The 19,996-nt window shown below is 63.6% G+C and carries 17 protein-coding genes; 10 read left to right on the forward strand and 7 right to left on the reverse strand.

The window, feature by feature from the left end:
* Positions 1-39 precede the first annotated feature (39 nt).
* Positions 40-795 (reverse strand): molybdopterin-synthase adenylyltransferase MoeB, encoded by a 756-nt coding sequence (gene moeB, locus AB5Y91_RS13765; protein WP_368170041.1) that lies wholly within the window; start codon positions 793-795, stop codon positions 40-42.
* Positions 792-2,018, reverse strand: a complete 1,227-nt coding sequence (gene moeA / locus AB5Y91_RS13770; RefSeq protein WP_368170049.1) for a molybdopterin molybdotransferase MoeA — start codon at positions 2,016-2,018, stop codon at positions 792-794. The genes moeB and moeA overlap by 4 nt, the downstream gene beginning before the upstream one ends.
* A gap of 357 nt (positions 2,019-2,375) precedes the next feature.
* Between moeA and folE the strand changes: the two genes are divergently transcribed.
* Positions 2,376-3,032: a GTP cyclohydrolase I FolE gene (gene folE, locus AB5Y91_RS13775; protein WP_106887327.1), complete on the forward strand. Its 657-nt coding sequence runs from the start codon at positions 2,376-2,378 to the stop codon at positions 3,030-3,032.
* A gap of 275 nt (positions 3,033-3,307) precedes the next feature.
* A complete protein-coding gene (locus AB5Y91_RS13780) occupies positions 3,308-4,957 on the forward strand; it encodes a methyl-accepting chemotaxis protein (protein WP_290028795.1) in 1,650 nt (549 codons plus the stop codon).
* 242 nt (positions 4,958-5,199) lie between these two features.
* Here AB5Y91_RS13780 and AB5Y91_RS13785 read toward each other — a convergent pair whose 3' ends face one another.
* Positions 5,200-6,930: a formate--tetrahydrofolate ligase gene (locus tag AB5Y91_RS13785; RefSeq protein ID WP_368170042.1), complete on the reverse strand. Its 1,731-nt coding sequence runs from the start codon at positions 6,928-6,930 to the stop codon at positions 5,200-5,202.
* A 66-nt stretch (positions 6,931-6,996) separates the two neighbouring features.
* Here AB5Y91_RS13785 and AB5Y91_RS13790 point away from each other — a divergent pair, with 66 nt between their 5' ends.
* A complete protein-coding gene (locus AB5Y91_RS13790) occupies positions 6,997-7,410 on the forward strand; it encodes a hypothetical protein (protein ID WP_368170043.1) in 414 nt (137 codons plus the stop codon).
* A 1-nt stretch (position 7,411) separates the two neighbouring features.
* Here AB5Y91_RS13790 and AB5Y91_RS13795 read toward each other — a convergent pair whose 3' ends face one another.
* Positions 7,412-8,314, reverse strand: coding sequence for a LysR family transcriptional regulator (locus tag AB5Y91_RS13795; protein ID WP_368170044.1), 903 nt, complete (start codon positions 8,312-8,314; stop codon positions 7,412-7,414).
* A gap of 110 nt (positions 8,315-8,424) precedes the next feature.
* On the opposite strand from AB5Y91_RS13795, the gene AB5Y91_RS13800 reads away from it, so the two are divergent.
* The 4 genes from AB5Y91_RS13800 to AB5Y91_RS13815 all read left to right on the forward strand — a co-directional run bounded on the left by AB5Y91_RS13800 (position 8,425) and on the right by AB5Y91_RS13815 (position 11,337).
* On the forward strand, positions 8,425-8,985 hold the full coding sequence (locus AB5Y91_RS13800; RefSeq protein ID WP_025326429.1) for a YceI family protein: 561 nt from the start codon (positions 8,425-8,427) through the stop codon (positions 8,983-8,985).
* The gene (locus tag AB5Y91_RS13805) at positions 8,985-9,722 is read left to right on the forward strand and encodes a hypothetical protein (protein WP_368170045.1); all 738 of its coding nucleotides are present in this window, start codon (positions 8,985-8,987) and stop codon (positions 9,720-9,722) included. The genes AB5Y91_RS13800 and AB5Y91_RS13805 overlap by 1 nt, the downstream gene beginning before the upstream one ends.
* A gap of 185 nt (positions 9,723-9,907) precedes the next feature.
* Complete coding sequence (locus AB5Y91_RS13810) at positions 9,908-11,029, forward strand: adenosylhomocysteinase (RefSeq protein ID WP_168235430.1); 1,122 nt, start codon at positions 9,908-9,910, stop codon at positions 11,027-11,029.
* Positions 11,026-11,337, forward strand: a complete 312-nt coding sequence (locus tag AB5Y91_RS13815) for a SelT/SelW/SelH family protein (RefSeq protein WP_163158005.1) — start codon at positions 11,026-11,028, stop codon at positions 11,335-11,337. Before AB5Y91_RS13810 ends, AB5Y91_RS13815 begins: the two co-directional genes overlap by 4 nt.
* 65 nt (positions 11,338-11,402) lie before the next feature.
* On the opposite strand, the gene AB5Y91_RS13820 is transcribed toward AB5Y91_RS13815, so the two are convergent.
* Entirely contained in the window at positions 11,403-13,130 is a 1,728-nt protein-coding gene (locus tag AB5Y91_RS13820; RefSeq protein ID WP_368170046.1) for a lysophospholipid acyltransferase family protein, read from the reverse strand.
* A gap of 215 nt (positions 13,131-13,345) precedes the next feature.
* A complete protein-coding gene (gene pepT / locus AB5Y91_RS13825) occupies positions 13,346-14,572 on the reverse strand; it encodes a peptidase T (protein ID WP_368170047.1) in 1,227 nt (408 codons plus the stop codon).
* A gap of 1,061 nt (positions 14,573-15,633) precedes the next feature.
* On the opposite strand from pepT, the gene speA reads away from it, so the two are divergent.
* Both speA and AB5Y91_RS13835 read left to right on the forward strand, forming a co-directional pair.
* The gene (speA, locus tag AB5Y91_RS13830; RefSeq protein WP_163138130.1) at positions 15,634-17,535 is read left to right on the forward strand and encodes a biosynthetic arginine decarboxylase; all 1,902 of its coding nucleotides are present in this window, start codon (positions 15,634-15,636) and stop codon (positions 17,533-17,535) included.
* 279 nt (positions 17,536-17,814) lie between these two features.
* Positions 17,815-18,003: a hypothetical protein gene (locus tag AB5Y91_RS13835; protein WP_139746065.1), complete on the forward strand. Its 189-nt coding sequence runs from the start codon at positions 17,815-17,817 to the stop codon at positions 18,001-18,003.
* A gap of 332 nt (positions 18,004-18,335) precedes the next feature.
* Here AB5Y91_RS13835 and AB5Y91_RS13840 read toward each other — a convergent pair whose 3' ends face one another.
* Positions 18,336-18,848 (reverse strand): EAL domain-containing protein, encoded by a 513-nt coding sequence (locus tag AB5Y91_RS13840; protein ID WP_368170050.1) that lies wholly within the window; start codon positions 18,846-18,848, stop codon positions 18,336-18,338.
* A 21-nt stretch (positions 18,849-18,869) separates the two neighbouring features.
* Here AB5Y91_RS13840 and AB5Y91_RS13845 point away from each other — a divergent pair.
* Positions 18,870-19,957, forward strand: a protein-coding gene (locus AB5Y91_RS13845) for an IS3-like element ISAs22 family transposase (protein WP_088821966.1) whose coding sequence is annotated in 2 segments (ribosomal slippage) — positions 18,870-19,122 and positions 19,122-19,957 — 1,089 coding nt in all. Because the reading frame shifts where the segments join, the coding sequence is not laid out codon by codon here.
* Positions 19,958-19,996 lie beyond the last annotated feature (39 nt).

A 19,996-nucleotide genomic window follows, 5' to 3' on the forward strand; every position in this document is an offset into this window, starting at 1 on the left:
ACCCCTGGGTTCGGCTTTTTGGTGGGTGCGTTTTGCCACTCAGGGCTGGGAGCAGACCGGGCAGTCCGGGCGCTTGGGCAGCTTCATCTCGCGAAAGCTGCCACCCAGGCCGTCGATCATCAGCAGGCGGCCGCTGTGGCTCCTGCCCATGCCGGCAAGCAGCTTGATGGCTTCCAGCGCCTGCAGGCTGCCCACCAGTCCGACCACGGGAGCCAGCACCCCGGCCTCGACACAGGTCAGGGACTGCTCGCCAAACAGGGCGCTGAGGCAGGCGTAGCAGGGCTCGTCCGCCTGCCAGGTGAAGCTGCACAGCTGCCCCTCCAGCCGGATGGCGGCGCCGGATACCAGGGGCACCCGATGCTGGCGGGCGCGCTGGTTGAGCAGGTTGCGGATGGCGACGTTGTCGGTGCAGTCGAGCACCAGCTGGTGGTTGGGCAGCAGGGCATCGAGCAGCACCTCGTCTGCGAGGAGGGCATGAGTCTCCACCTCGAGCCAGGGATTGAGGGCCCGCAGCGCCAGGGCGGCGGAGTCCACCTTGTACATGCCGATGCGCTCGTCGGTGTGCAGCACCTGGCGCTGCAAGTTGGAGAGCTCCACCCGATCGAAATCCACCAGGGTGAGGTGACCGACCCCGGCCACCGCCAGGTATTGGCTGGCGGCGCAGCCCAGGCCCCCGGCGCCTATCACCAGCACTCGCGCCTGCTTGAGCGCCTCCTGCCCCTCGAAGTCGAAAGACTTGAGCACTATCTGGCGGTTGTAGCGAAGGAGCTCGGCATCGCTCAGGATCTCGCTCACAGCAGCAGCCCCGAGAAGGGCTCGACGGTGACCGTCTCACCGGCGGCCACCTTGCCCCGCGCCTGCTCGAGGACTATGTAGCAGTTGGCCCGGGAGAGGGAGCTGAAGACGCCGGAGTCCTGGGAGCCGGTGCTGCGCACCTCGAGGCCGTTCGGGCCAAGGCTCAGGATGCCGCGCTGGAAGTCCAGACGCCCCGGCGCCTTCTTGAGGGGCTCGGCAGCCATGACCTGCAACGGCAGGGGGCGCGCGAAGTGGTGGCCGGCCAGCTTGGCCAGCGCCGGTTGCACCAGTTGATCGAAGGTGACCATGGCGGAGACGGGGTTGCCCGGCAGGCCGAAGAACCAGGCGTTTGGCAGACGGCCGAAGGCAAAGGGCTTGCCCGGCTTGATGGCGAGCTTCCAGAAGCCGATTTCGCCAAGCTCCTCCAGCAACTGCTTGGTGAAGTCTGCCTCCCCGACCGAGACGCCCCCTGTGGTGATCAGGGCATCGGCCTCGCGGTCGGCCTGGAGGAAGGCAGCGCGCAGGGCGGCCGGATCGTCGGGGATGATGCCAAGATCCAGGCACTCTATGCCCATGCGGGCCAGCATGGCCTTGACGCCGTAACGGTTGGAGTCATAGATGTCGCCATGGGCGAGGGGGGTTCCCACCGGCTTAAGTTCATCGCCAGTGCTGAAGATGGCCACCTTGAGGGGGCGGCGCACCGTCACAGTGGCGATGCCGAGCGATGCCAGCAGCGGCAGCTCCCGGGGGCTGAGGCGCAGGCCGCTGGCCAGCACCCGGGACCCTTCGGCCAGGTCCTCGCCGCGGCGGCGGATGTTCTGGTCAAGGAAGGGGGTCGTCAGAAAAGTGATCCCGTTGGCGCCCTCCTGCGTTTCTTCCTGCATCACCACCGCCTCCGTGCCCGCCGGTACAGGGGCACCGGTCATGATGCGGATGCAGTGACCGGCTGGCCATTCGCCCTCATAGGGCTGACCGGCGAAGGCCTTGCCCGCCACGGGGAGCGGAGTGCCGGCGGCGAGATCGGCCAGGCGCAGGGCATAGCCGTCCATGGCGGCGTTGTCGAAGGGGGGCACCGACAGGGGGGAGCTTATCTCCTCGGCCAGTATCCGATCCAGCGCCTGGGGCAGCGGCAACTGCTCCGTCTCGCAGCGGCAGCTCAGTTGTTCCAGCATCCCTTGCAGGGCCTTGTCCAAGGGGAGGAGTGCACCGGTATCGAATCCCATCATCATGACCTCTCTGGTGTATAGGGGGCGGATTATCCCAAAAATCTGCCCCCATGGGCAGGCGGATCGCGCAAGAAGGGGGGATAAAGCCGCTTTTGCCGCGATGAGAGGGGCTGTCATCCCCTTGAATTACCTCCTTGTGGGTGGCATGGCAGGGGGGCATGGGGAGTTGCCGGACCATTGACCCTATGCCCCCCCGAACGGGGAGGGGGGGAGAGGGTAAAACGGGGCGGTTTGGCATAAAGTCGGGTAGCGGGCTTGAGTTAGTTTGAATTATGACAATAATCGCCCTGTAACATTGCGCCACGGCACCACGTCGATGGCCAGCACAGTCCCTGAGCGTGGGAGAGAAACAAGATGACGAGCTTTAGCCAGGAAGCCCTGTTGGTCAGGGCAGCGCTCGAGGCCGAGGGCCTGGAGACACCACTGGTGGCCAATGGGTTGAACGGCCAGCAGAAGAAGGAAAACATCGAAGGCCATATGCGCGCCATCATGGAGACGCTTGGGCTGGATCTGGCCGATGACAGTCTGGCCGAGACGCCGCACCGCATCGCCAAGATGTACGTGAACGAGATCTTCTCCGGCCTCGATTACGCCACCTTCCCCAAGGTGACGGTGATCGAGAACAAGATGAAGGTGGACGAGATGATCATGGTGCGGGACATCAGTCTCACCAGCACCTGTGAGCACCACTTCGTCACCATAGACGGGCTGGCCCACGTGGCCTACATCCCCCGTGGCAAGGTGATCGGGTTGTCGAAGATCAACCGCATAGTGCAGTTCTTCGCCCGCCGTCCCCAGGTGCAGGAGCGGCTCACCCAGCAGATCCTGCTGGCGCTGCAGACCCTGCTCGGCACCAGGGACGTTGCCATCAGCATCAAGGCGACCCACTTCTGCGTGAAGGCCCGTGGGGTGATGGATTCGACCTCCTATACCACTACCACCTCCCTCGGCGGCGTCTTCAAGACCCAGCCAGACACCCGAGCCGAGTTTCTCGGTGGCCTGAAAGGCTAGTCACCCAGGGGCATGTCCCACCGACATGCCCCGACGTCTTTCCCTCCCGTCTGCCCACCCGGTTTATTTTCTGAAAAAATCCTAAAGGGATGCCCGCGTGCGCCGATACAGCTCACCGTGCCGCGGGATGGTCTGTTTGACACCCGTTTGGCCCCCTCGTCCGTGTCGATACGGATGAGATTTGAATGACTGCTATGGATGGCAGCTAGCGTGCTCGCGCCTCGAAGGGCCGGCGCCGACGAATGCCACTTGATGACCCATATGCAGGACATGCCATGAACACCATGACGATAGGCAAGAAACTCACCGCCGGCTTTGCCGTACTCGGCCTGATGATGGCCTTTATCGGCGGCTTTTCACTGTTTGAATTCAGCACCATGAACCGGGCCGCCACCGGGTTCACCGACAGCATACTGCCCGCCGTGGTGCGTACGACGGCCATCGGCGAGGGCATCAGTGAGCTACGTCGCTATGAGCTGGGCTACTTCCTGGTGGCCTCAGATCCGCAGAAAAAAGCGGAGTACCGCAGCGAGACCGCCCGCAAGTTCGCCCAGGTTGCCCAGCAACTGGTCGATCATGACGCCACCATCTGGGCGGAAGACGTGGAGGAGCGCCGTATCTTCGAGGGCGTGAAGGCAGACTGGGCCCGCTACTCGGCGCTGCACGAGCGGGTCAGGCAATTGCAGGAGGGGGATCAGCTGGCGAGTGCACAGCAGGTCTTCATTAGCGAGGGGATCCCGCTCTACCTCAATCTGACCAAGTCGGTGGGCGATCTGGTGCGCATCAACCATGGTTATGCCGACGCCTCCCGCAAGGTGGTGGTGGCGGCCTATGACTCCGCCAAGCTGAGCGTCACCCTGGCCCTGCTGGTCGGTCTGGCGCTGGTGATCTGCCTCTCTGTGGTGCTGACCCGCCAGATCCGCGACCCGCTCATCATGCTGGCCCGTCAGGCCCAGCGCATCGCGGGCGGCGATCTCGGCAAGGGGGAGCTGCAGGAGTGGATCCGTGGCAGTCGCTTCAACCGCGACGAGCTGGGTCAGCTCGGCTCGGCCATCGACCGCATGCAGGGGGCGCTGGCGGACCTGGTGAGCGAGATAGCCGGCTCGGTGAGCCAGCTCAGCAGCGCCGTGGAGGAGGTGAGCGCCATCTCCGAGCAGTCCGCCAAGGGCATGGCCAGCCAGCAGAGCGAGGTCTCCCAGGTGGCCACCGCCATGAACGAGATGCAGTCCACCGTCAATGAGGTGGCCCGCAACACCACGGATGCCATGAGCGCGGCCAAGGATGCTTCCCGCACCTCGACCCAGGGCAACCAGGTGGTGCGCAGCGCCATCGGCAGCATAGAGCAGGTATCTCAGCAGATAGAGCAGGCGGGCACTGTGGTGTCGCAACTGGAAGCGGACAGCGCCAGCATCAGCATGGTGCTGGATGTCATTCGCGGCATCGCCGAGCAGACCAACCTGCTGGCACTCAACGCGGCCATAGAGGCGGCCCGGGCCGGCGAGCAGGGGCGTGGTTTTGCGGTCGTCGCGGACGAAGTGCGCTCCCTGGCCCAGCGTACCCAGGCCTCCACCGCCGAGATCAGCAAGATGATAGCGCTGCTGCAGGAGCGCACCGCCGAAGCGGGCAACGCCATGCAGCTGAGCCGTCAGCAGATGCAGGAGAGTGTCGGACTGGCACGGGAAGCGGGGGGCAGCATCGACAGCATCAACGGCGCCGTCACCCAGATCAGCGACATGAACACCCTGATCGCCACCGCTACCGAAGAGCAGAACGCGGTGACCGAGGAGCTCAACCGCAGCATAGTGAACATCCACAATGCCGCCGACGAGAACGCCCAGGGGGCGCAGCAGACCGCGCAGGCCTGTGTCGAGCTGAGCAAGCTGGCCAACAACCTGCACCATATGACCCAGCGCTTCACCCTCTAAGCCCATGGTCCAGAAACAACAAGGCCCCGCCAATTGGTGGGGCCTTGTTGTTTCTGGCGTATTGCTTGGGGCTGACTATGTCGCCGTCAGCTCAGGCCCACTATCTCGCCGTCGTCGTCGATATCGATATGACGGTTGGGGAGGGCAGACTGCCGGTGCGGTTATCAGCTCAGACCCACTATCTCGCCGTCGTCGTCGATGTCGATATGGCGCTCAGGGAAGGCAGGCTGCCAACAGGGTTCTTAGCTCAGTCCAATGATCTCGCCGTCGTCATCGATATCGATATGGCGATAAGCCGGCAGGCTGCCAAGGCCAGGCATTGTCATGATGGGGCCCGCCAGGGCATAGACGAAACCGGCACCGGCGCAGAGCCTCACCTCCTCGATGGGCACCTCGAAGTCCGTCGGTACCCCCTTGATGGCAGGATCATGGCTGATGGAGAGCGGCGTCTTGGCCACGCAGATGGGCAGATGGTCCCAGCCGTCGGCCGAGAGCCGGGCCAACTGCTGGCGCGCCTTGTCCGAGAGCCGCACCCCGCGCCCGCCGTAGCCGCACTCCACCAGGGTGGCGAGCTTGGCGCCGAGGCTCATCTCGTTTGGGTAGAGCAGCTTGACGTCCCTTGGCAGCGCACAGGCGGCGACCACGGCCCGGGCCAGCTCGCTGGCGCCCGCGCCCCCCTCGGTGAAGGCGTGGGAGATGGCGGCGTCACAGGCGCCGGCGGCCAGCGCCTCGCGGGCCAGCAGATCCAGCTCGTCCTGGCTGTCGCTCGGGAAGCGGTTGATGGCGACCACCACGGGCACCCCATAACGGCGGGCGTTGCGGATATGCCAGGCGAGGTTGGCGCAGCCCTGCTTGAGGGTGGGCAGGTCTTCCCCCTGGAGGCTGGCCGGCAGCGGCTGGCCAGGGCGAATGTCGAGCAGGCCGCTGTTGGCCTTGAGACCGCGCACCGTGGCCACCAGCACCACGCAGGCGGGGGTGATGCCGGACTGGCGGCTCTTGATGTTGAAAAACTTCTCCAGCCCCATGTCGGAGCCAAAGCCCGCCTCGGTCACCACGTAATCGGTGAGCCCGAGCGCCATGCGGTCGGCGATGACCGAGGAGTTGCCGTGGGCGATGTTGGCGAAGGGACCGGCGTGCACCAGCACCGGGGTCTGCTCCGTGGTCTGCATCAGGGTCGGTTGCAGGGCGTCTTTGAGCAGCACCGTCATGGCGCCCGCTACCTCCAGCTGCTCGGCGGTGATGGGGTTGCCGTGGATGTCCCGCGCCAGCTGGATGCGGCCGATGCGTGCGCGCAGGTCTTTCAGATCGCTGGCCAGCGCCAGGATGGCCATCAGCTCGGAGGCGGCGGTGATGACGAAGCGATCGGGGCGCTCCACCCCATCGGCGGGGCCACCCTGGCCAAGGGTGAGGTGGCGCAGGGCGCGGTCGTTCATGTCCAGAGTGCGCGGCCAGAGGATGTTGGCCGGGTCTATCTCGAGGCGCGAGAGGCCGGTCCTGGCGCTGAACTGGTCGCCCAGTTTCTGCTCGTGGAACAGGCGGGCATCCAGGGCCGCCGCCGCCAGATTGTGGGCGGCGCTGAGGGCATGAAAGTCCCCGGTGAGGTGCAGGTTCATCTCCTCCATGGGCACCACCTGGGCGTGGCCGCCCCCGGCGGCGCCCCCCTTGACCCCGAATACCGGCCCGAGACTCGGCTGGCGTATGGTGGCTATGCTGGGCTGGCCTATGTGATTGAGGCCCATGGAGAGGCCCAGGGTGGTGACCGTCTTGCCCTCGCCAAGGGGGGTGGGGGTGATGGCGCTTACCAGCACCAGCTGACCTGCCTGCCCGGGCCGGGACTTGAGCAGTTCGAGACTGAGTTTGCCCTTGTGGTGGCCCTGGGGGCTGAGCTGGTGGGGTTGGATGGCGAGGCGTTCGGCCAGCGCGTGAATGGAGAGACGGGGGGACTGGCGGGAGATCTCGATATCGCTTAGCATCAGCACCTCGTTGGCATGTCAGGTCAAAGATGCGGCGAAGTCTAGAGGAATCAATAAGGTTATCCAATGAGTAATGCTATTTTATCCGGCAGTCGTGAGCCCCATCAAAGCCCCATACTGCTGGACCTCAATGCCCTCTACCATCCTCCCAAGCAGCCGCTCACCGCCCTTGGCATCGTCAGCGCCTTGGTCCCGCTGTTCGGCTACGGCTGGCAGGCGATGACCCAGGATCCCGAGACTCATTTTCGCCAGGAGCTCGGCAAGCGCATCAACAAGCGCAAGACCGACGAGGCCAACCTCGCGCTGATCCTGCAACTGGCGGCCATGCTCGATTGCCACTGCCTGCACATCACCCTGCCCTATGCGCTTGGCGAGGGGCAGCTCGCCACCCTGGCACGGCGCCTGCCGCGCTGGCAGCTGACTTTGCGCGATCTGCTGCTGGTGGCCGAGCTGCCACTGTCGACCGGCCCAGCGCGCTAGTTCACACCTCCCTGTCCCAGTAGTGGGGGGCCAGGTAGCGCTCCTGCACGAACTCGATGAAGCAGCGCACCTTGGCCGAGACGAAACGGCGGTGCGGATAGAGGGCATAGAGCCCCACCTGTCCCTTCTCCCATTCCGGCAACAGGGGCACCAAGGCGCCTGAGCGCAGCGCATCCCCTACGATGAAGGTGGGCTGCAATATGATGCCCTGGTGGTCGCAGGCGGCCCGGGTCAGGGCCACCCCGTTGTTGGCGCGAAGGGGCCCTTGCGGGCGCACGCTTTGCTGCTCCCCATCCCGTTTGAAGACCCAGTCCGGCTGGGTCAGGGTATAGATGAGGCAGTCGTGCTGCTTGAGATCCTCCGGGGTCTTTGGGGTGCCCCTGCGGGCCAGGTAGTCGGGGCTGGCGCACACCACCAGCTTCATGGTGGCGAGCGGCTTGGCCACCAGGGAGGAGTCCGGCAGGTTGCCGATGCGCAGCGCCAGATCGAATCCCTCCTCCACCAGGGCCACCCGCCGGTCGCTGTACTCTATCTCCAGCTTGAGCTCGGGAAACCGCGTCCGAAACAGCGGCAGGGCGGGGGAGAGGTGCAGGTAGCCAAAGTCCATGGGCACCGAGAGTTTGAGGGTGCCCTGGGGCCGCTGGTTGTTGTGGGTGAGCTGGCTGTGGGTCTCTTCCAGCTCCGCCAGCAGGGCCAGGGAGCGCTGGTAGTAGAACTGGCCCGCCTCTGTGGGGTTGACCTGGCGGGTGGTGCGTGACAGCAGCCGGGTCGACAATGACTCCTCGAGCTGCTGCATCAGCTTGGAGGTCATGGCGACCGAGATGCCGAGCTGATGGGCGGCCTTGGTAAAGCTCTGGCACTCCACCACCTTGATGAAGGTGCGCATGGCGGCTATCTGATCCATATTCCACTCTCGGTTGATAATTATTTTAATAAATCGATGATTATCCATTCCTGCTCGGAGGTTAGCATGTCGGGTATCGATGTGAACCCCCCAATGAAGGAACGATCGGAATGAAAATGACCAAGGCCCTGCTGGCTTCCTGCCTGTTTATGGCGGCTCCCCTGATGGCGGCCGACTACGATGTCGATGCGGCTCACACCACAGTCCAGTTCAAGGTGGGCCACCTCGGCTTCTCCGAGCTGGTCGGCCGGTTCAACACCTTCAGCGGCACCTTCAGCATGGATGATGCCAATCCGACTGCCGCCAAGGCGAGCTTCGAAATCGACGCCGCCAGCGTGGACTCCAACCACGAGGCCCGCGACAAGCACCTGCGCAGCCCCGACTTCCTGGACGTCAAGCAGTACCCCAAGATGACCTTCGTCAGCTCAGGCTATGAAGGCACCAAGGACAAGGGCGTGCTCAAAGGCACCCTGACCCTGCACGGCGTTTCCAAGGATGTGGCCTTCGACATGGTCCACATCGGCGAAGGCAAGGATCCCTGGGGCGGCTATCGCAGCGGCTTCAACGCCACCACCACCATCAAGCGCAGCGACTTTGGCGTGAACTACATGCTGCCGGGCATTCCGGACGAGATGAGCATCAACCTGTTCGTCGAAGGTGTGCGCAAGTAATGGGCGCAGCACTCTTGCTACAAACCCTGGCGGCTCCTTTAGGGGCCGCTTTGCTGTCATGGCGCTGGCCACGGCTGGGTTATCTGTGGGGGGCGCTCGCGCTCTGGCTGGTGGGCTGCCTGCTGGGCGGCGCCTATGGCCTGCCGGTCAAGGCGTGGCAGTGGCTGCCGCTGTGCCTGCTGGTGCCCGCCGTGGCGCTGCAACTGGCAGACAAGGGCATAGCCCTGGCACTGTTCGCCGTGGTCGGTGCCCTGGTGTGGTGGCAGGGGCTGGCCTCGGTGCTCGACATCGAGCCGCGCATCTGGCTGGCACTCTTGCCCGCCATCGCCTGGTTCGGCTGGACGGGCTGGCGCGGTGACAGCGAGGAGGGGCTGGGCTTTGCCCTGGGCTTCATCTGGTTGGCGCTGGTCATCGGCATCGATGGCAGCCTGCTGATCGCCCAGCTGGCGGGCGGCCTGGCCGCCTTCGCCGGTTTCCGTGCCCTGCTCGGTGCCTTTGCGGGCATCAGGGTGACTCCGGCCGCCCTGGCGCTGGCGCTGGCCTTCGTGCAGATGCTGGCCTGGCAATATGTGGAAGTGCCGCTGCTGGTGCTGCTGCCGGTCTGGTTGCTGCCGCTCTTGGAGTGGGTCCTGCGCAAGCGCCCGGGGTTGTCTCGTTGGGGTCTGCTGATCCTGGTAGGGGCAATTGGTGCTGGTTTGAGTCTGTGGTGGGTGTGGCCAGAGGCATCACTTTATTAATTTCTGCATGAAAAACAGACTATTACCTTATAAATTGATGGGTTAGTCAAAGTCTGCACAGATAAAGATTGAGCCCCATGGTGCTTTCAGATAAAAAGGATTTTCAATTATCTGGACACACACAGAACCCGGCTATGCCGGGTTCTGTTTGCCTGCTTTCTCGCGGCACGCTAAGGAGGCCACAGTTGCGCAGTCAGGGATCTGAGCATCTGTTTTTTCGCCATTTCACCGAGCAGGGACGCCTCGGGGATCTCTGCATTCTGCTGGTGACCCACCTGCTCCCAGACCGACCCCATTTCATCCAGGTGCTCGACCGGGTGGGGCGGGTCGGCGCCATACTGCCCAAACCCAAGTCCGTTCACGGGCCGACCCTGGCCTGGGCCCAGCAGCACTACCCAGTGCTGCCCCTCAATCGCCACTGGACCTCGGATCCCGAGGGCGTCATTGCCCAGATAGCCCCCCTGGTGGCACCCCACGAGCGGCTCATCATCCTGGACATAGGCGGCTACTTCGCCAAGACCCAGGCGGTACTCTCTGAACACTTCGGCGAGCGCTTTCTCGGGGTGGTGGAGATGACAGAGAACGGCCATCAGCGCTACGAACAGGAGCTGCTGGCCGCCCCCGTCATCTCGGTGGCGCGCAGCCCCCTCAAGCAGGCGGAAGACATCCAGATCGGCCTGAGCGTGGTCTACTCCGCCGAGTCCCTGGCGCGCACCCTGAGGCGTACCTTCAACGTCTGCCAGGCCGCCCTGTTTGGCTATGGCAAGGTGGGGCGCAGCATCGCCCGCGAGCTGCGCTGCCGCAACCTACACCTGGAGCTGGTGGAGACGGATGCCCTGCGCCAGGTGGAGGCGCTCTCCCACGGCTTCAAGCTGGTGAACAAGGCCGAAGCCCTCGGCCGCGCCGAGCTGGTGATCTGCTGCACCGGCAACGGGGCCCTGGACATCGCCGACTTGCAGGCGCTGCGCCCCGGCGCCATGGTGGCCTCTGTCACCTCGGCGGACGACGAGTTCGCCTTCTGCCTCTCCCAACTGCCCTGGCCGAGCGAGGAGGTGTGCCCCCATGTGCTGGCGCTCACGCGCCCGGATGGCAGCACCATCTTCCTGCTCAATCGCGGTGAGGCGGTGAACTTCGTCCACGGCGCCGTCATCGGCGAGTACGTCTATCTGGTGCTGGCGGAGATCATCGAAGGGGTGCACCAGCTGGCCGGGCAGCGGCCGGCACCCGGCCTGCTCGAGCTGCCCCAGGCCACCATGCAGACCATAGCCCGCCACTGGTTAACCGATTTTCATGGAGTCATCGCATGACAGAACGACAGACCCCGGTCAGCAAGCCGCGCATCGAGATCCGCTATTGCACCCTCTGCCGCTGGATGCTGCGCGCCGCCTGGCTGGCCCAGGAGCTGCTCTCCACCTTCGACAGCGATCTCGGCGAGGTGGCGCTGGTGCCCGCCAGCAAGGGGGAATTCAAGATCTTGGTGAACGGGATACAGGTGTGGGACAGGGTGGCCGACGAGGGCTTCCCCGAGGCCAAAGAGATCAAGCAGCGGGTGCGAGACCTCATAGCCCCGGAGCGCGATCTCGGCCACGCCGATCGCAAGCCTGCCACCGAGTAGGTCAGGGACAGGGGTTGAACGAGAGAGGGAGGCGCAGGCCTCCCTCTCTTTTTTTGTTCAGGCGGCTAAGAGGCTGCTGGCGGCGGGGCGTCGGTCCCGCTCGCGGGAGAACCTATATAGCGGGCCCGCTTGTGGGGCTTGATGCGGCTCACGTCCACCCACACCAGGCCGTCGATGCAGTGGTTGAAGTCGGGGTCTATGCCAAAGTCCATGAACTGCACGCCCCCCGGTTCGCACAGCTCGGAATACTGCTTGTAGAGGGTGGGGATGGCGCAGCCCAGGTGGTCGAGACGAGCCTTGAGCGCCTTGAGATCGGCGCCGTAATCGCGCCCCTCGAACAGGGGCGCCGTCTCGGGATAGGGGCGGCGCGAGGGGGCCAGCGCCAACTCGGGGGCGAAGTGCTGGCGGTAGAAGCCCACCAGCAGATCCTTGGCCGCCGGCGGCAGGCTGCCGGAGAGGGTCACGGGCCCGAACAGATACCGATACTGGGGGTAGCGGGCCAGGTAGGCCCCTATGCCGAACCAGAGGTAGTCGAGCCCCCGTTTGCCCCAGTAGGCGGGCTGGATGAAGCTGCGGCCAAGCTCGATGGCCTGTTCCAGCCGGGGCAGCAGCCTCTCTTCAAACCCGAACAGGGTGTGGCTGTAGAGGCCGCTCAGGCCTTTGCGCGCCAGCAGCTCGGCCACGGGGGCGAAACGGTAGGCCCCTATGATGTCGAGGCGAGCCGGATCCCAGAGGATGAGGTGGTGGTAGTCATCGTCGAAGGCATCGAGATCCCGCCGCCTGCCCGAGCCTTCCCCCACGGCGCGAAAGGCGATCTCCCGCAGTCGCCCCAGCTCGCGCAGTATCACAGAGTGGCCCTGCTCGTGGCGGCGATAGAGCAGGATGCGCTGGCCGTCCGGGGTCTGTCCGAGCAGCTCGCAGCCATCTATGGCCTGCTTGAGCTGACGGCGCTCCTCCGGCAGGGCTATGGGGGCCTCGGTCGCCAGGGGGCCCTTCTTCCCCTTGCCGAGGCGATAGAGGTGGCGGCGCACCAGGGCGGCCGCTGTCTTGGGGGCTAGCTCCCCGAGGCTCTGGGGCGGGATGCGTTCCCCCAGGGTGAGGGAGATGCGCCGCCCCTGCTGGCGAAACAGCTGGCGCACCAGCAGCAGGGCGGAGGCGGGCTTGTGGAGCCAGGAGGCGAGATAGAAGGGGAGGCCGTTGCGTCCGTCCAGATGGATGGGCACCAGCGGGGTGCGGGTGCGTCTGGCGAGCTTGATGAAGCCCCCCTGCCAGGGGCCGTCCTTCACCCCCTTGGGGCCGAGGCGCGACACTTCGCCGGCGGGGAAGATGATGAGGGCGCCTTCTTGTGCCAGGTGTTCCCCCATGGCCAGAATGGCGCGCCTGTCTGTCTTGCCCCCCAGGTTGTCCACCGGCAGCAGCAGGGGACGCAGGGGGCGGATCTCCGCCAGCAGCTGGTTGGCCACTATCTTGACGTCGGGGCGGATGCGGCCGAGCAGGCGCAGTAGGGCCAGCCCGTCCAGGGATCCTATGGGGTGGTTCGCGACTATCATGACCCGGCCGCTGGCGGGGATGTTCTCGAGTTCGGCCTCGCTCACCCAGTAGTCAAAATCGAGGGTGGCGAGGGCCTGCTCGACGAAGTCGAGGCCGCGCAGGTGAGGATGGCGCTCGGCAAACTCGGTGAAGGCCTCCTCGTTGAGCAGCCAGCGCAGCCCCCGCCGGAGCAGGGGACGGATCAGGGGTTGAGTGGCGAGGCGGGGCAGATGCTGCCCCAGCAAGGTATCGACGTTGAACATGGGCAAGGCTCCGCGGAACGTTGCCCCAGCCTGCCGCCCCCCGGTTTCCCCTTTGTGGCAGCGGTGTGACGGTTTGATGACGGGGCGCAGGGCCCCGCTCATAACACCGTTATTGCTCTTACCCGGCCCCGTTCATGTTGCCGCTATTGCTCTCACCCGACCCCGCTCATGTCGCCGTTATTGCGTTCCCTCGGCCCGGCCCCGTTCAGGCGGCGTCACTGCTCCCGCCAGGCCGAGGTGAGCCGCACCAGAGCCACTAGGGTGGCGACCGCCTTCTCCATGGATTGCAGCGGGATGAACTCGTGCTTGCCGTGGAAGTTGTGGCCTCCGGTGAAGAGGTTGGGGCAGGGCAGCCCCATAAAGGAGAGGCGGGCGCCGTCGGTGCCGCCGCGGATGGGCTTGATCTTGGGGACCACGTCGGCGGCCTCCATGGCGGCCCTGGCCAGCTCGACTATGTGCATGTGCGGCGCTATCTGGCTGCGCATGTTGCGGTAGTTGTCCTCTATCGTCAGCTCGATGCGCGCCTTGGGGCAGTCGAGCTGCAAGGAGGCGACCCGCTCCTTGAGCTGGGCCTTGCGGGCGGCGAAGTGGTCGTCGTCGAAGTCGCGAATGAGGTAGTGCAGTGTGCTCTGCTCCACAGTGCCCTCCATCCGGGCCAGGTGGAAGAAGCCCTCATACCCTGCCGTGCACTCCGGGGTCTGCTCGGGGGGCATCTCCGCGTGGAAGCGGGCGGCCAGGGTCTGGCTGTTGATCATGCTGCCCTTGGCGGTGCCGGGGTGCACGTTGTTGCCTGTGATGCGCACAGTGGCGCTGGCGGCGTTGAAGTTTTCATACTCCAGCTCGCCCAGTTCACCCCCATCGACGGTATAGGCCCATTTGGCCGGGAATCTGTCCAAGGGGAACAGATCGGCGCCGCGGCCTATCTCCTCGTCCGGGGTGAAGCCTATCCAGAGATCCCCGCGGGGGATGTCGGGGTTGGCCAGCAGGTACTGGGCGGCGGTGAGGATCTCGGCGATGCCCGCCTTGTCGTCGGCCCCAAGCAGGGTGGTGCCGTCCGTGGTGATGAGATCCTGCCCCAGGTAGTTTTTCAGGCAGCGGTACTGGCGAATGGCCAGCACCTCGTCCCCCTTGCCAAGGCAGATGTCGCCCCCCTGATAATTCTCGACTATCTGGGGCACCACCTGCGCTGCCTCGTAATCGGCGGTGTCCATGTGGGCGATGAGCCCGATGGCCGGCGCATCCGGCTGGTTGCCCGGCAGGCAGGCGGTGAGATAGCCGTGCTCGTCCAGGGTGACCTGGGTCAGCCCCAGCTGGGTCATCTCCTCGAAGAGGGCGCGGGCGAAGACGAGCTGGCCCTCGCTGCTGGGGCAGGCAGGATTGGTCGCATCGGAGCGGGTATGAAAAGTCAGGTAACGCAGAAAACGCTCAAGCAGGGTATCCATTGGCAGGCCTCAAACCACAAAAGAGGGACCATTGTGGACAAGACGGCCAGCCTGATTATTGCGTCAGCGCATTTTTTGATGAATTTCTTGGGCAGGGATCTCGTGGGGGGTGCTGGGGGAGGGGGGCCCAATCTGAAGGTGTTTTGAATAAAAATTCCGAATTTAAAGTTGGTCATGCATATGCGAAAGGACTGAATTTCCCCCCGGCCCAGCACTGGCAAGGGGTGGGGGAAAATGGCCGGTTCCCCTGTTATTTTCAGGGCCAATCCCGAGCGGGCTCATCCCTCGCCATCCCAGAGCCAGCCTTGCTGGCAGCAAGATTTGACCCATCGATCAAAACCCATTTTTTAACACGATTTTTTATTGTCAGTGGCGCCGGTAAGTGTGTACACTCCGCGCCGATCCGAGGGTAACCCTGAGCAGGCAGAGGCCGCCAGACACCGACAGGATCAGACGCCTATAGGGCGAGGCACGCAGAAACGACAGACACTGCTGGGGAATGGTTTCTTTAATACCGGTTAGGCTCCGGTATCAGGGAGAACAACAGACTCTCATCACCTACTGACCGAGTGGGCCAACGGCTCATCATCTTCCCTTGTCATGGGCGGTCACTGGCGTTGAGCGGGCTGTGGTGGTTGTCGTTTATCAACACGCGTGCGTGCTGACGTCTACCCTTCTCTTCCTTGAACCTCTCTCCTTCTGTCGGGATGGCTGCCGAATGATGAACGAACGGCGTGGCTGATGCCGGTTGTCATCAAAGTACCGCGGCGCCCCATTAGAGTGGCACCGCATACCGTTGAGCTTGATGTAAAGCCACCAGCCCCACATCAAGACTCGTTACTTCCCAAGATCCACCAGGCAGCCTTGGCTTGCCGCGATGTGCAATAGAGGATCTGGCTGTGACAAGGCCCAGGGTCAGGCGACAACGCCTCCCCCGCTGGCCGTGACGCACCGGGTGCCCGCAGGCAGCCTTTGCTCGCCGCATGTTGCAATCGATGGTCTGGATGTGATTGAGGGTAACGAAGGCGGCCTTCTGGCCGCTCATTTGCGAGGCATAGCCCATGACTAACTGGTCCAGCAAGGACTCCTTGAAGGTCTACAACGTTCCCTACTGGGGTGCGGGTTTTTTCAATATCAATGACGCCGGTCATGTGACCGTCTCCCCCGACAAGTCTCGTCCCGGGGCGCATATAGTGCTGTCCGAGGCCATCGAACAGCTGCGCCAGTCCGGACTGACTACCCCGGTATTGCTGCGTTTCCCCGACATCCTCAAGAGCCGGGTCGATGCGTTGTTCAACGCCTTCGGTCAGGCCATCGAGAAGTCAGGCTATGAAGGGGACTACCTGTGCGTTTACCCGATCAAGGTAAACCAGCAGCGTCGCGTCATCGAGACCATCAGTCAGTCCTACAGCGACAAGCCGCGGCTTGGGCTGGAGGCCGGCTCCAAACCGGAGCTGCTGGCCGTGCTGTCCCATCATCATGAGCAAGGCTCCGTGATCGTCTGCAACGGTTACAAGGACCGTGAATACATCCGCCACGCCCTCTTGGGCAACCTGATGGGCCACAAGGTCTACATAGTGGTGGAGAAACCCTCCGAGCTGGAAATGGTGCTGGACGAGTCAGTTCGCCTCAACATCAAGCCCAACATAGGGGTGCGTGCCAAGCTTGCCTCCACCGGCTCCGGCATGTGGGAATCGAGCGGTGGCTCCATGTCCAAGTTCGGCCTCTCCGCCTCCCAGATCCTGGCGCTGGTGGAGCGTCTGCGCAGCCTCGGCAAGCTCGATTGCCTGCAACTGCTGCACTTCCACCTGGGCTCCCAGATAGCCAACATCCGCGACATCCAGGGCGGCATCCGTGAGTGCGGCCGCTTCTATGCCGAACTGCGTCGCCTGGGCGTGCCCATCGACGTGGTCGATGTGGGCGGCGGCCTGGGTGTGGACTATGAGGGCACCCGCTCCCAGAGCCACTGCTCCGCCAACTACAGCCTGTCCGAGTACGCCAACAACGTGGTGTGGGGCATAGGCGATGTGTGCCGCGAGTTCGACCTGCCGCACCCGACCATCATCAGCGAGTCCGGCCGTGCCCTGACCGCCCACCACGCCGTGCTGGTCACCAATCTGATTGGTGCCGAAGGGGTGGAAGTGAACGACATTCACGCGCCGGATGAAGACGCCCCGACCATCTTGCAGAACATGTGGAAAGGCTGGCTGGACCTGCGCAGTGAAGATCCCTCCCTGCTGGAGATCTTCCACGACTCCGTGGCCGACCTCGGGGATGTGAACGCCCAGTTCACCATGGGTCTCTTGAACCTGGAGCAGCGCGCCTGGGCCGAGATGCTGCACCAGAACACCTGCCTGGCGCTCAAGGAGCTGCTCAACCCGGTCAACCGCAACCACCGCGCCCTGGCCGACGAGCTCTCCGAGAAGCTGGCAGACAAGTGCTTCGCGAACTTCTCCCTGTTCCAGTCCCTGCCGGATGCCTGGGGCATAGGTCAGGTGTTCCCCGTGATGCCGCTCACCGGCCTCGAGCGTCCGCTCACCCGCCGCGGCATCCTGATGGACATCACCTGTGACTCCGACGGTCAGGTAGAGCACTACGTCGACGGTCTGGGTGTCGAGAGCACACTGCCGATGCCGGAGTACGGCGAGAACGAAGAGTGCCACGTCGGCTTCTTCCTGGTGGGTGCCTACCAGGAGATCCTGGGAGATCTGCACAACCTGTTCGGTGACACCCACTGCGCGGAAGTGTGGCTGGACGACGAAGGCAAGATGGACATTCGCAACGTGGTGCGCGGCGACACCGTCGATCAGCTGCTGCGTTACGTCAACATCGACCCGTCAGTTATCCGCGAGAACTACCAGCGGATCGTCTCCCACCCGGCGCTGGACGACGCGACCCGCAAGGCCCTGCTCGACGAGCTGGAGCTGGGTCTGCAAGGCTACGCCTACCTGGAAGACGAATAAGCCACAGGCTGGTTCGCCCCGTCGCTGCAAAGACGGGAATGAAAAACGGCGCCTTCGGGCGCCGTTTTTGTTGTCAGGATCCGCCCATCCGGTGATGTAGCGAGGCGAATCCCCCTCTTCATTTGGAGAGCAGGAGCGGGCCCGGGCTCTGGCAGGCCACAGATCCGGCAGATTTCTGCACCCGCCTGCCGCTTCCCTTGATCCACATCAAATGGGACTCGGACCGGTTATTTTACGGTCAGGAGTGATGTTGATGGGATGTAACAAAAGGATGTGCATATGGAACTGAAAAGGGACCCGAGATGCTATACCGACCTCTGTATCGACGGTAAGTGGTATCACTACGATCATTGCAGCACCCAGGTCTACATGCTGATGGGGGGCGCGGCGCCCAGCCTGCAACTGGCCTATGAGCCCGGCAGCGAAGAGGAGCTGATCGCCATGCTCCAGCAACTGGCCCGCTGCTGAGCAGGACTGTCTCATGGCCATCGGGCAATGTGCCGCGATGGCCACCTTCTGTTTTTCCTGTCAGCCGTTTGTCTTGCGGCCAAACAGTCTCTTGCCCATCTCCATCTGTGCTCCTCGGCTGCACGGCGTTGCCTTGATGTGATTGCCACTCGTCGAACGGTCTCCCTGTTTGCCGCCTGTGCAGGGGACGGAAAGCAATATTCGACTCTTTGTTGGGGCGGCCGACCCGATTTAGCGAGAGGCGCAATTTGAAGGCGTACGAGGCAGGGGAGCAGGCCGAGCGCGGCAGAATCGTCCCTGCCCCCGGGCGGCTCTGCCCCCGCCTGGCAGGATCAGGCGGGCAAGCTGTGCCACTCAGGCGTAGGGAATGGCGCCTCGCAGTGGGCCAGCAGTTGCTCCCCCGGCATGGGGCGCCCCAGCAGATAGCCCTGCAGGGTGTCGCAGCCGAGCTGAGTCAGCAGGGTGCGCTGCTCCGGGGTCTCCACCCCTTCGGCCACTATGCGCATCCCCAGGGCCTGGCCCAGGGCTATGATGGCGCCGATGATGGTGGCATCGTCCCCCTCGTGCGCCAGGGTGGCGACGAAGCCCCTGTCTATCTTGAGCTCGTTGGCGGGGAAGCGCTTGAGGTAGAGCAGGCTGGAGTAGCCGGTGCCGAAGTCATCGATGGAGATGCCAAGCCCAAGCTCTGCCAGGCGATTGAGGATGGCCAGGCTCTCCTCGGCGTTCTCCATGGCGGTGGATTCGGTGATCTCCAGGGTGAGGTGGCGGGCCTCGAGCCGGTGGCGGGCGAGGGCGGGTAATCCCCCCGAAAAACTGAGGTGCTCATAAGTAGAATTTTCTCGTATCTTGAACGCAGGAGGTTCTACATGAAAACATCACGCTTTAGCGATGCACAGATCATCGCCATCCTCAAGCAGGCCGAGTCTGGTTCACCCGTCCCTGAGCTCTGCCGTGAGCATGGCATCAGCTCCGCCACCTTCTACAAGTGGCGCTCCAAATTCGGTGGCATGGATGCCTCTCTCATGGCGCGCCTCAAAGAGCTGGAAGAGGAAAATCGTCGCCTTAAGAAGATGTATGCCGAGGAGCGCCTAAAGGCTGAGATCATCTCCGAGGCGATGGCAAAAAAGTGGTGACGCCATCTGCCCGCAGGGAGATGGCGACCAAGGCTGTGGCTCATTACGCCATTTCTATCCGTCTGGCTTGCCAGGTGTTCAAGGTGAGCGAGGGTTGCTACCGTTATCAGCCCGTGCTGGCTGATGAAAACCAGGAGATTGCCGACTGGCTGCTGCGCCTCACCGCCAACCAGCGCAACTGGGGTTTCGGACTGTGCTTCCTGTACCTGCGTAACGTCAAAGGCTTTGGCTGGAACCACAAGCGGGTCTACCGGATCTATCGGGCGCTAGAGCTCAATCTGCGGATAAAACCCAAGAAGCGGCTAGTGCGGGCCAAGCCGGAGCCGTTGGCAGTCCCTGACCAACCGAATCACTGTTGGTCGATGGACTTTATGCATGACCAGCTCAGCGATGGTCGTTCGGTGCGGTTGTTTAATGTGATCGATGACTTCAATCGCGAAGCACTGTGCATCGAGGTGGATTTTTCCTTGCCTGCCTCGCGAGTCAAACGGGTGCTGGAGCAGGTCATCGAGTGGCGGGGCAAACCAGCCGCTATCCGCTGTGATAATGGTCCGGAATACATCAGCGAAGAGCTCAAGCAATGGGCGCAGCAGAAGAGGATTGCGCTGAGGTATATCCAGCCAGGCAACCCGCAGCAGAATGCCTACATAGAGCGATTTAACCGCACTGTGCGTTACGACTGGTTGGGCCATTACCTGTTTGAGTCACTGAATGAGTTACAGGAATTTGCCACGAACTGGCTGTGGGTTTATAACCATGAGCGGCCCAATATGGCGCTGGGCGGCTACACGCCGAAACAGCGCTTGGCACAGGCCGCATGACCTCTACTTTTGAGTGCTCCAAAAAATGGGGGGATTACC

This window comes from Aeromonas sp. R4-3 (assembly GCF_040908275.1).
GTDB lineage: Bacteria > Pseudomonadota > Gammaproteobacteria > Enterobacterales > Aeromonadaceae > Aeromonas > Aeromonas rivipollensis.

Coding starts and splice junctions, on each gene's coding strand:
- AB5Y91_RS13790 (WP_368170043.1), top strand. CDS start 6,997: ATGAGTAATGCTATTTTATCCGGCAGTCGTGAGCCCCATCAAAGCCCC.
- AB5Y91_RS13815 (WP_163158005.1), top strand. CDS start 11,026: ATGACAGAACGACAGACCCCGGTCAGCAAGCCGCGCATCGAGATCCGC.
- folE (WP_106887327.1), top strand. CDS start 2,376: ATGACGAGCTTTAGCCAGGAAGCCCTGTTGGTCAGGGCAGCGCTCGAG.
- speA (WP_163138130.1), top strand. CDS start 15,634: ATGACTAACTGGTCCAGCAAGGACTCCTTGAAGGTCTACAACGTTCCC.
- AB5Y91_RS13835 (WP_139746065.1), top strand. CDS start 17,815: ATGGAACTGAAAAGGGACCCGAGATGCTATACCGACCTCTGTATCGAC.
- AB5Y91_RS13795 (WP_368170044.1), bottom strand. CDS start 8,314: ATGGATCAGATAGCCGCCATGCGCACCTTCATCAAGGTGGTGGAGTGC.
- moeA (WP_368170049.1), bottom strand. CDS start 2,018: ATGGGATTCGATACCGGTGCACTCCTCCCCTTGGACAAGGCCCTGCAA.
- AB5Y91_RS13800 (WP_025326429.1), top strand. CDS start 8,425: ATGAAAATGACCAAGGCCCTGCTGGCTTCCTGCCTGTTTATGGCGGCT.
- AB5Y91_RS13780 (WP_290028795.1), top strand. CDS start 3,308: ATGAACACCATGACGATAGGCAAGAAACTCACCGCCGGCTTTGCCGTA.
- AB5Y91_RS13820 (WP_368170046.1), bottom strand. CDS start 13,130: ATGTTCAACGTCGATACCTTGCTGGGGCAGCATCTGCCCCGCCTCGCC.
- AB5Y91_RS13805 (WP_368170045.1), top strand. CDS start 8,985: ATGGGCGCAGCACTCTTGCTACAAACCCTGGCGGCTCCTTTAGGGGCC.
- pepT (WP_368170047.1), bottom strand. CDS start 14,572: ATGGATACCCTGCTTGAGCGTTTTCTGCGTTACCTGACTTTTCATACC.
- AB5Y91_RS13785 (WP_368170042.1), bottom strand. CDS start 6,930: ATGCTAAGCGATATCGAGATCTCCCGCCAGTCCCCCCGTCTCTCCATT.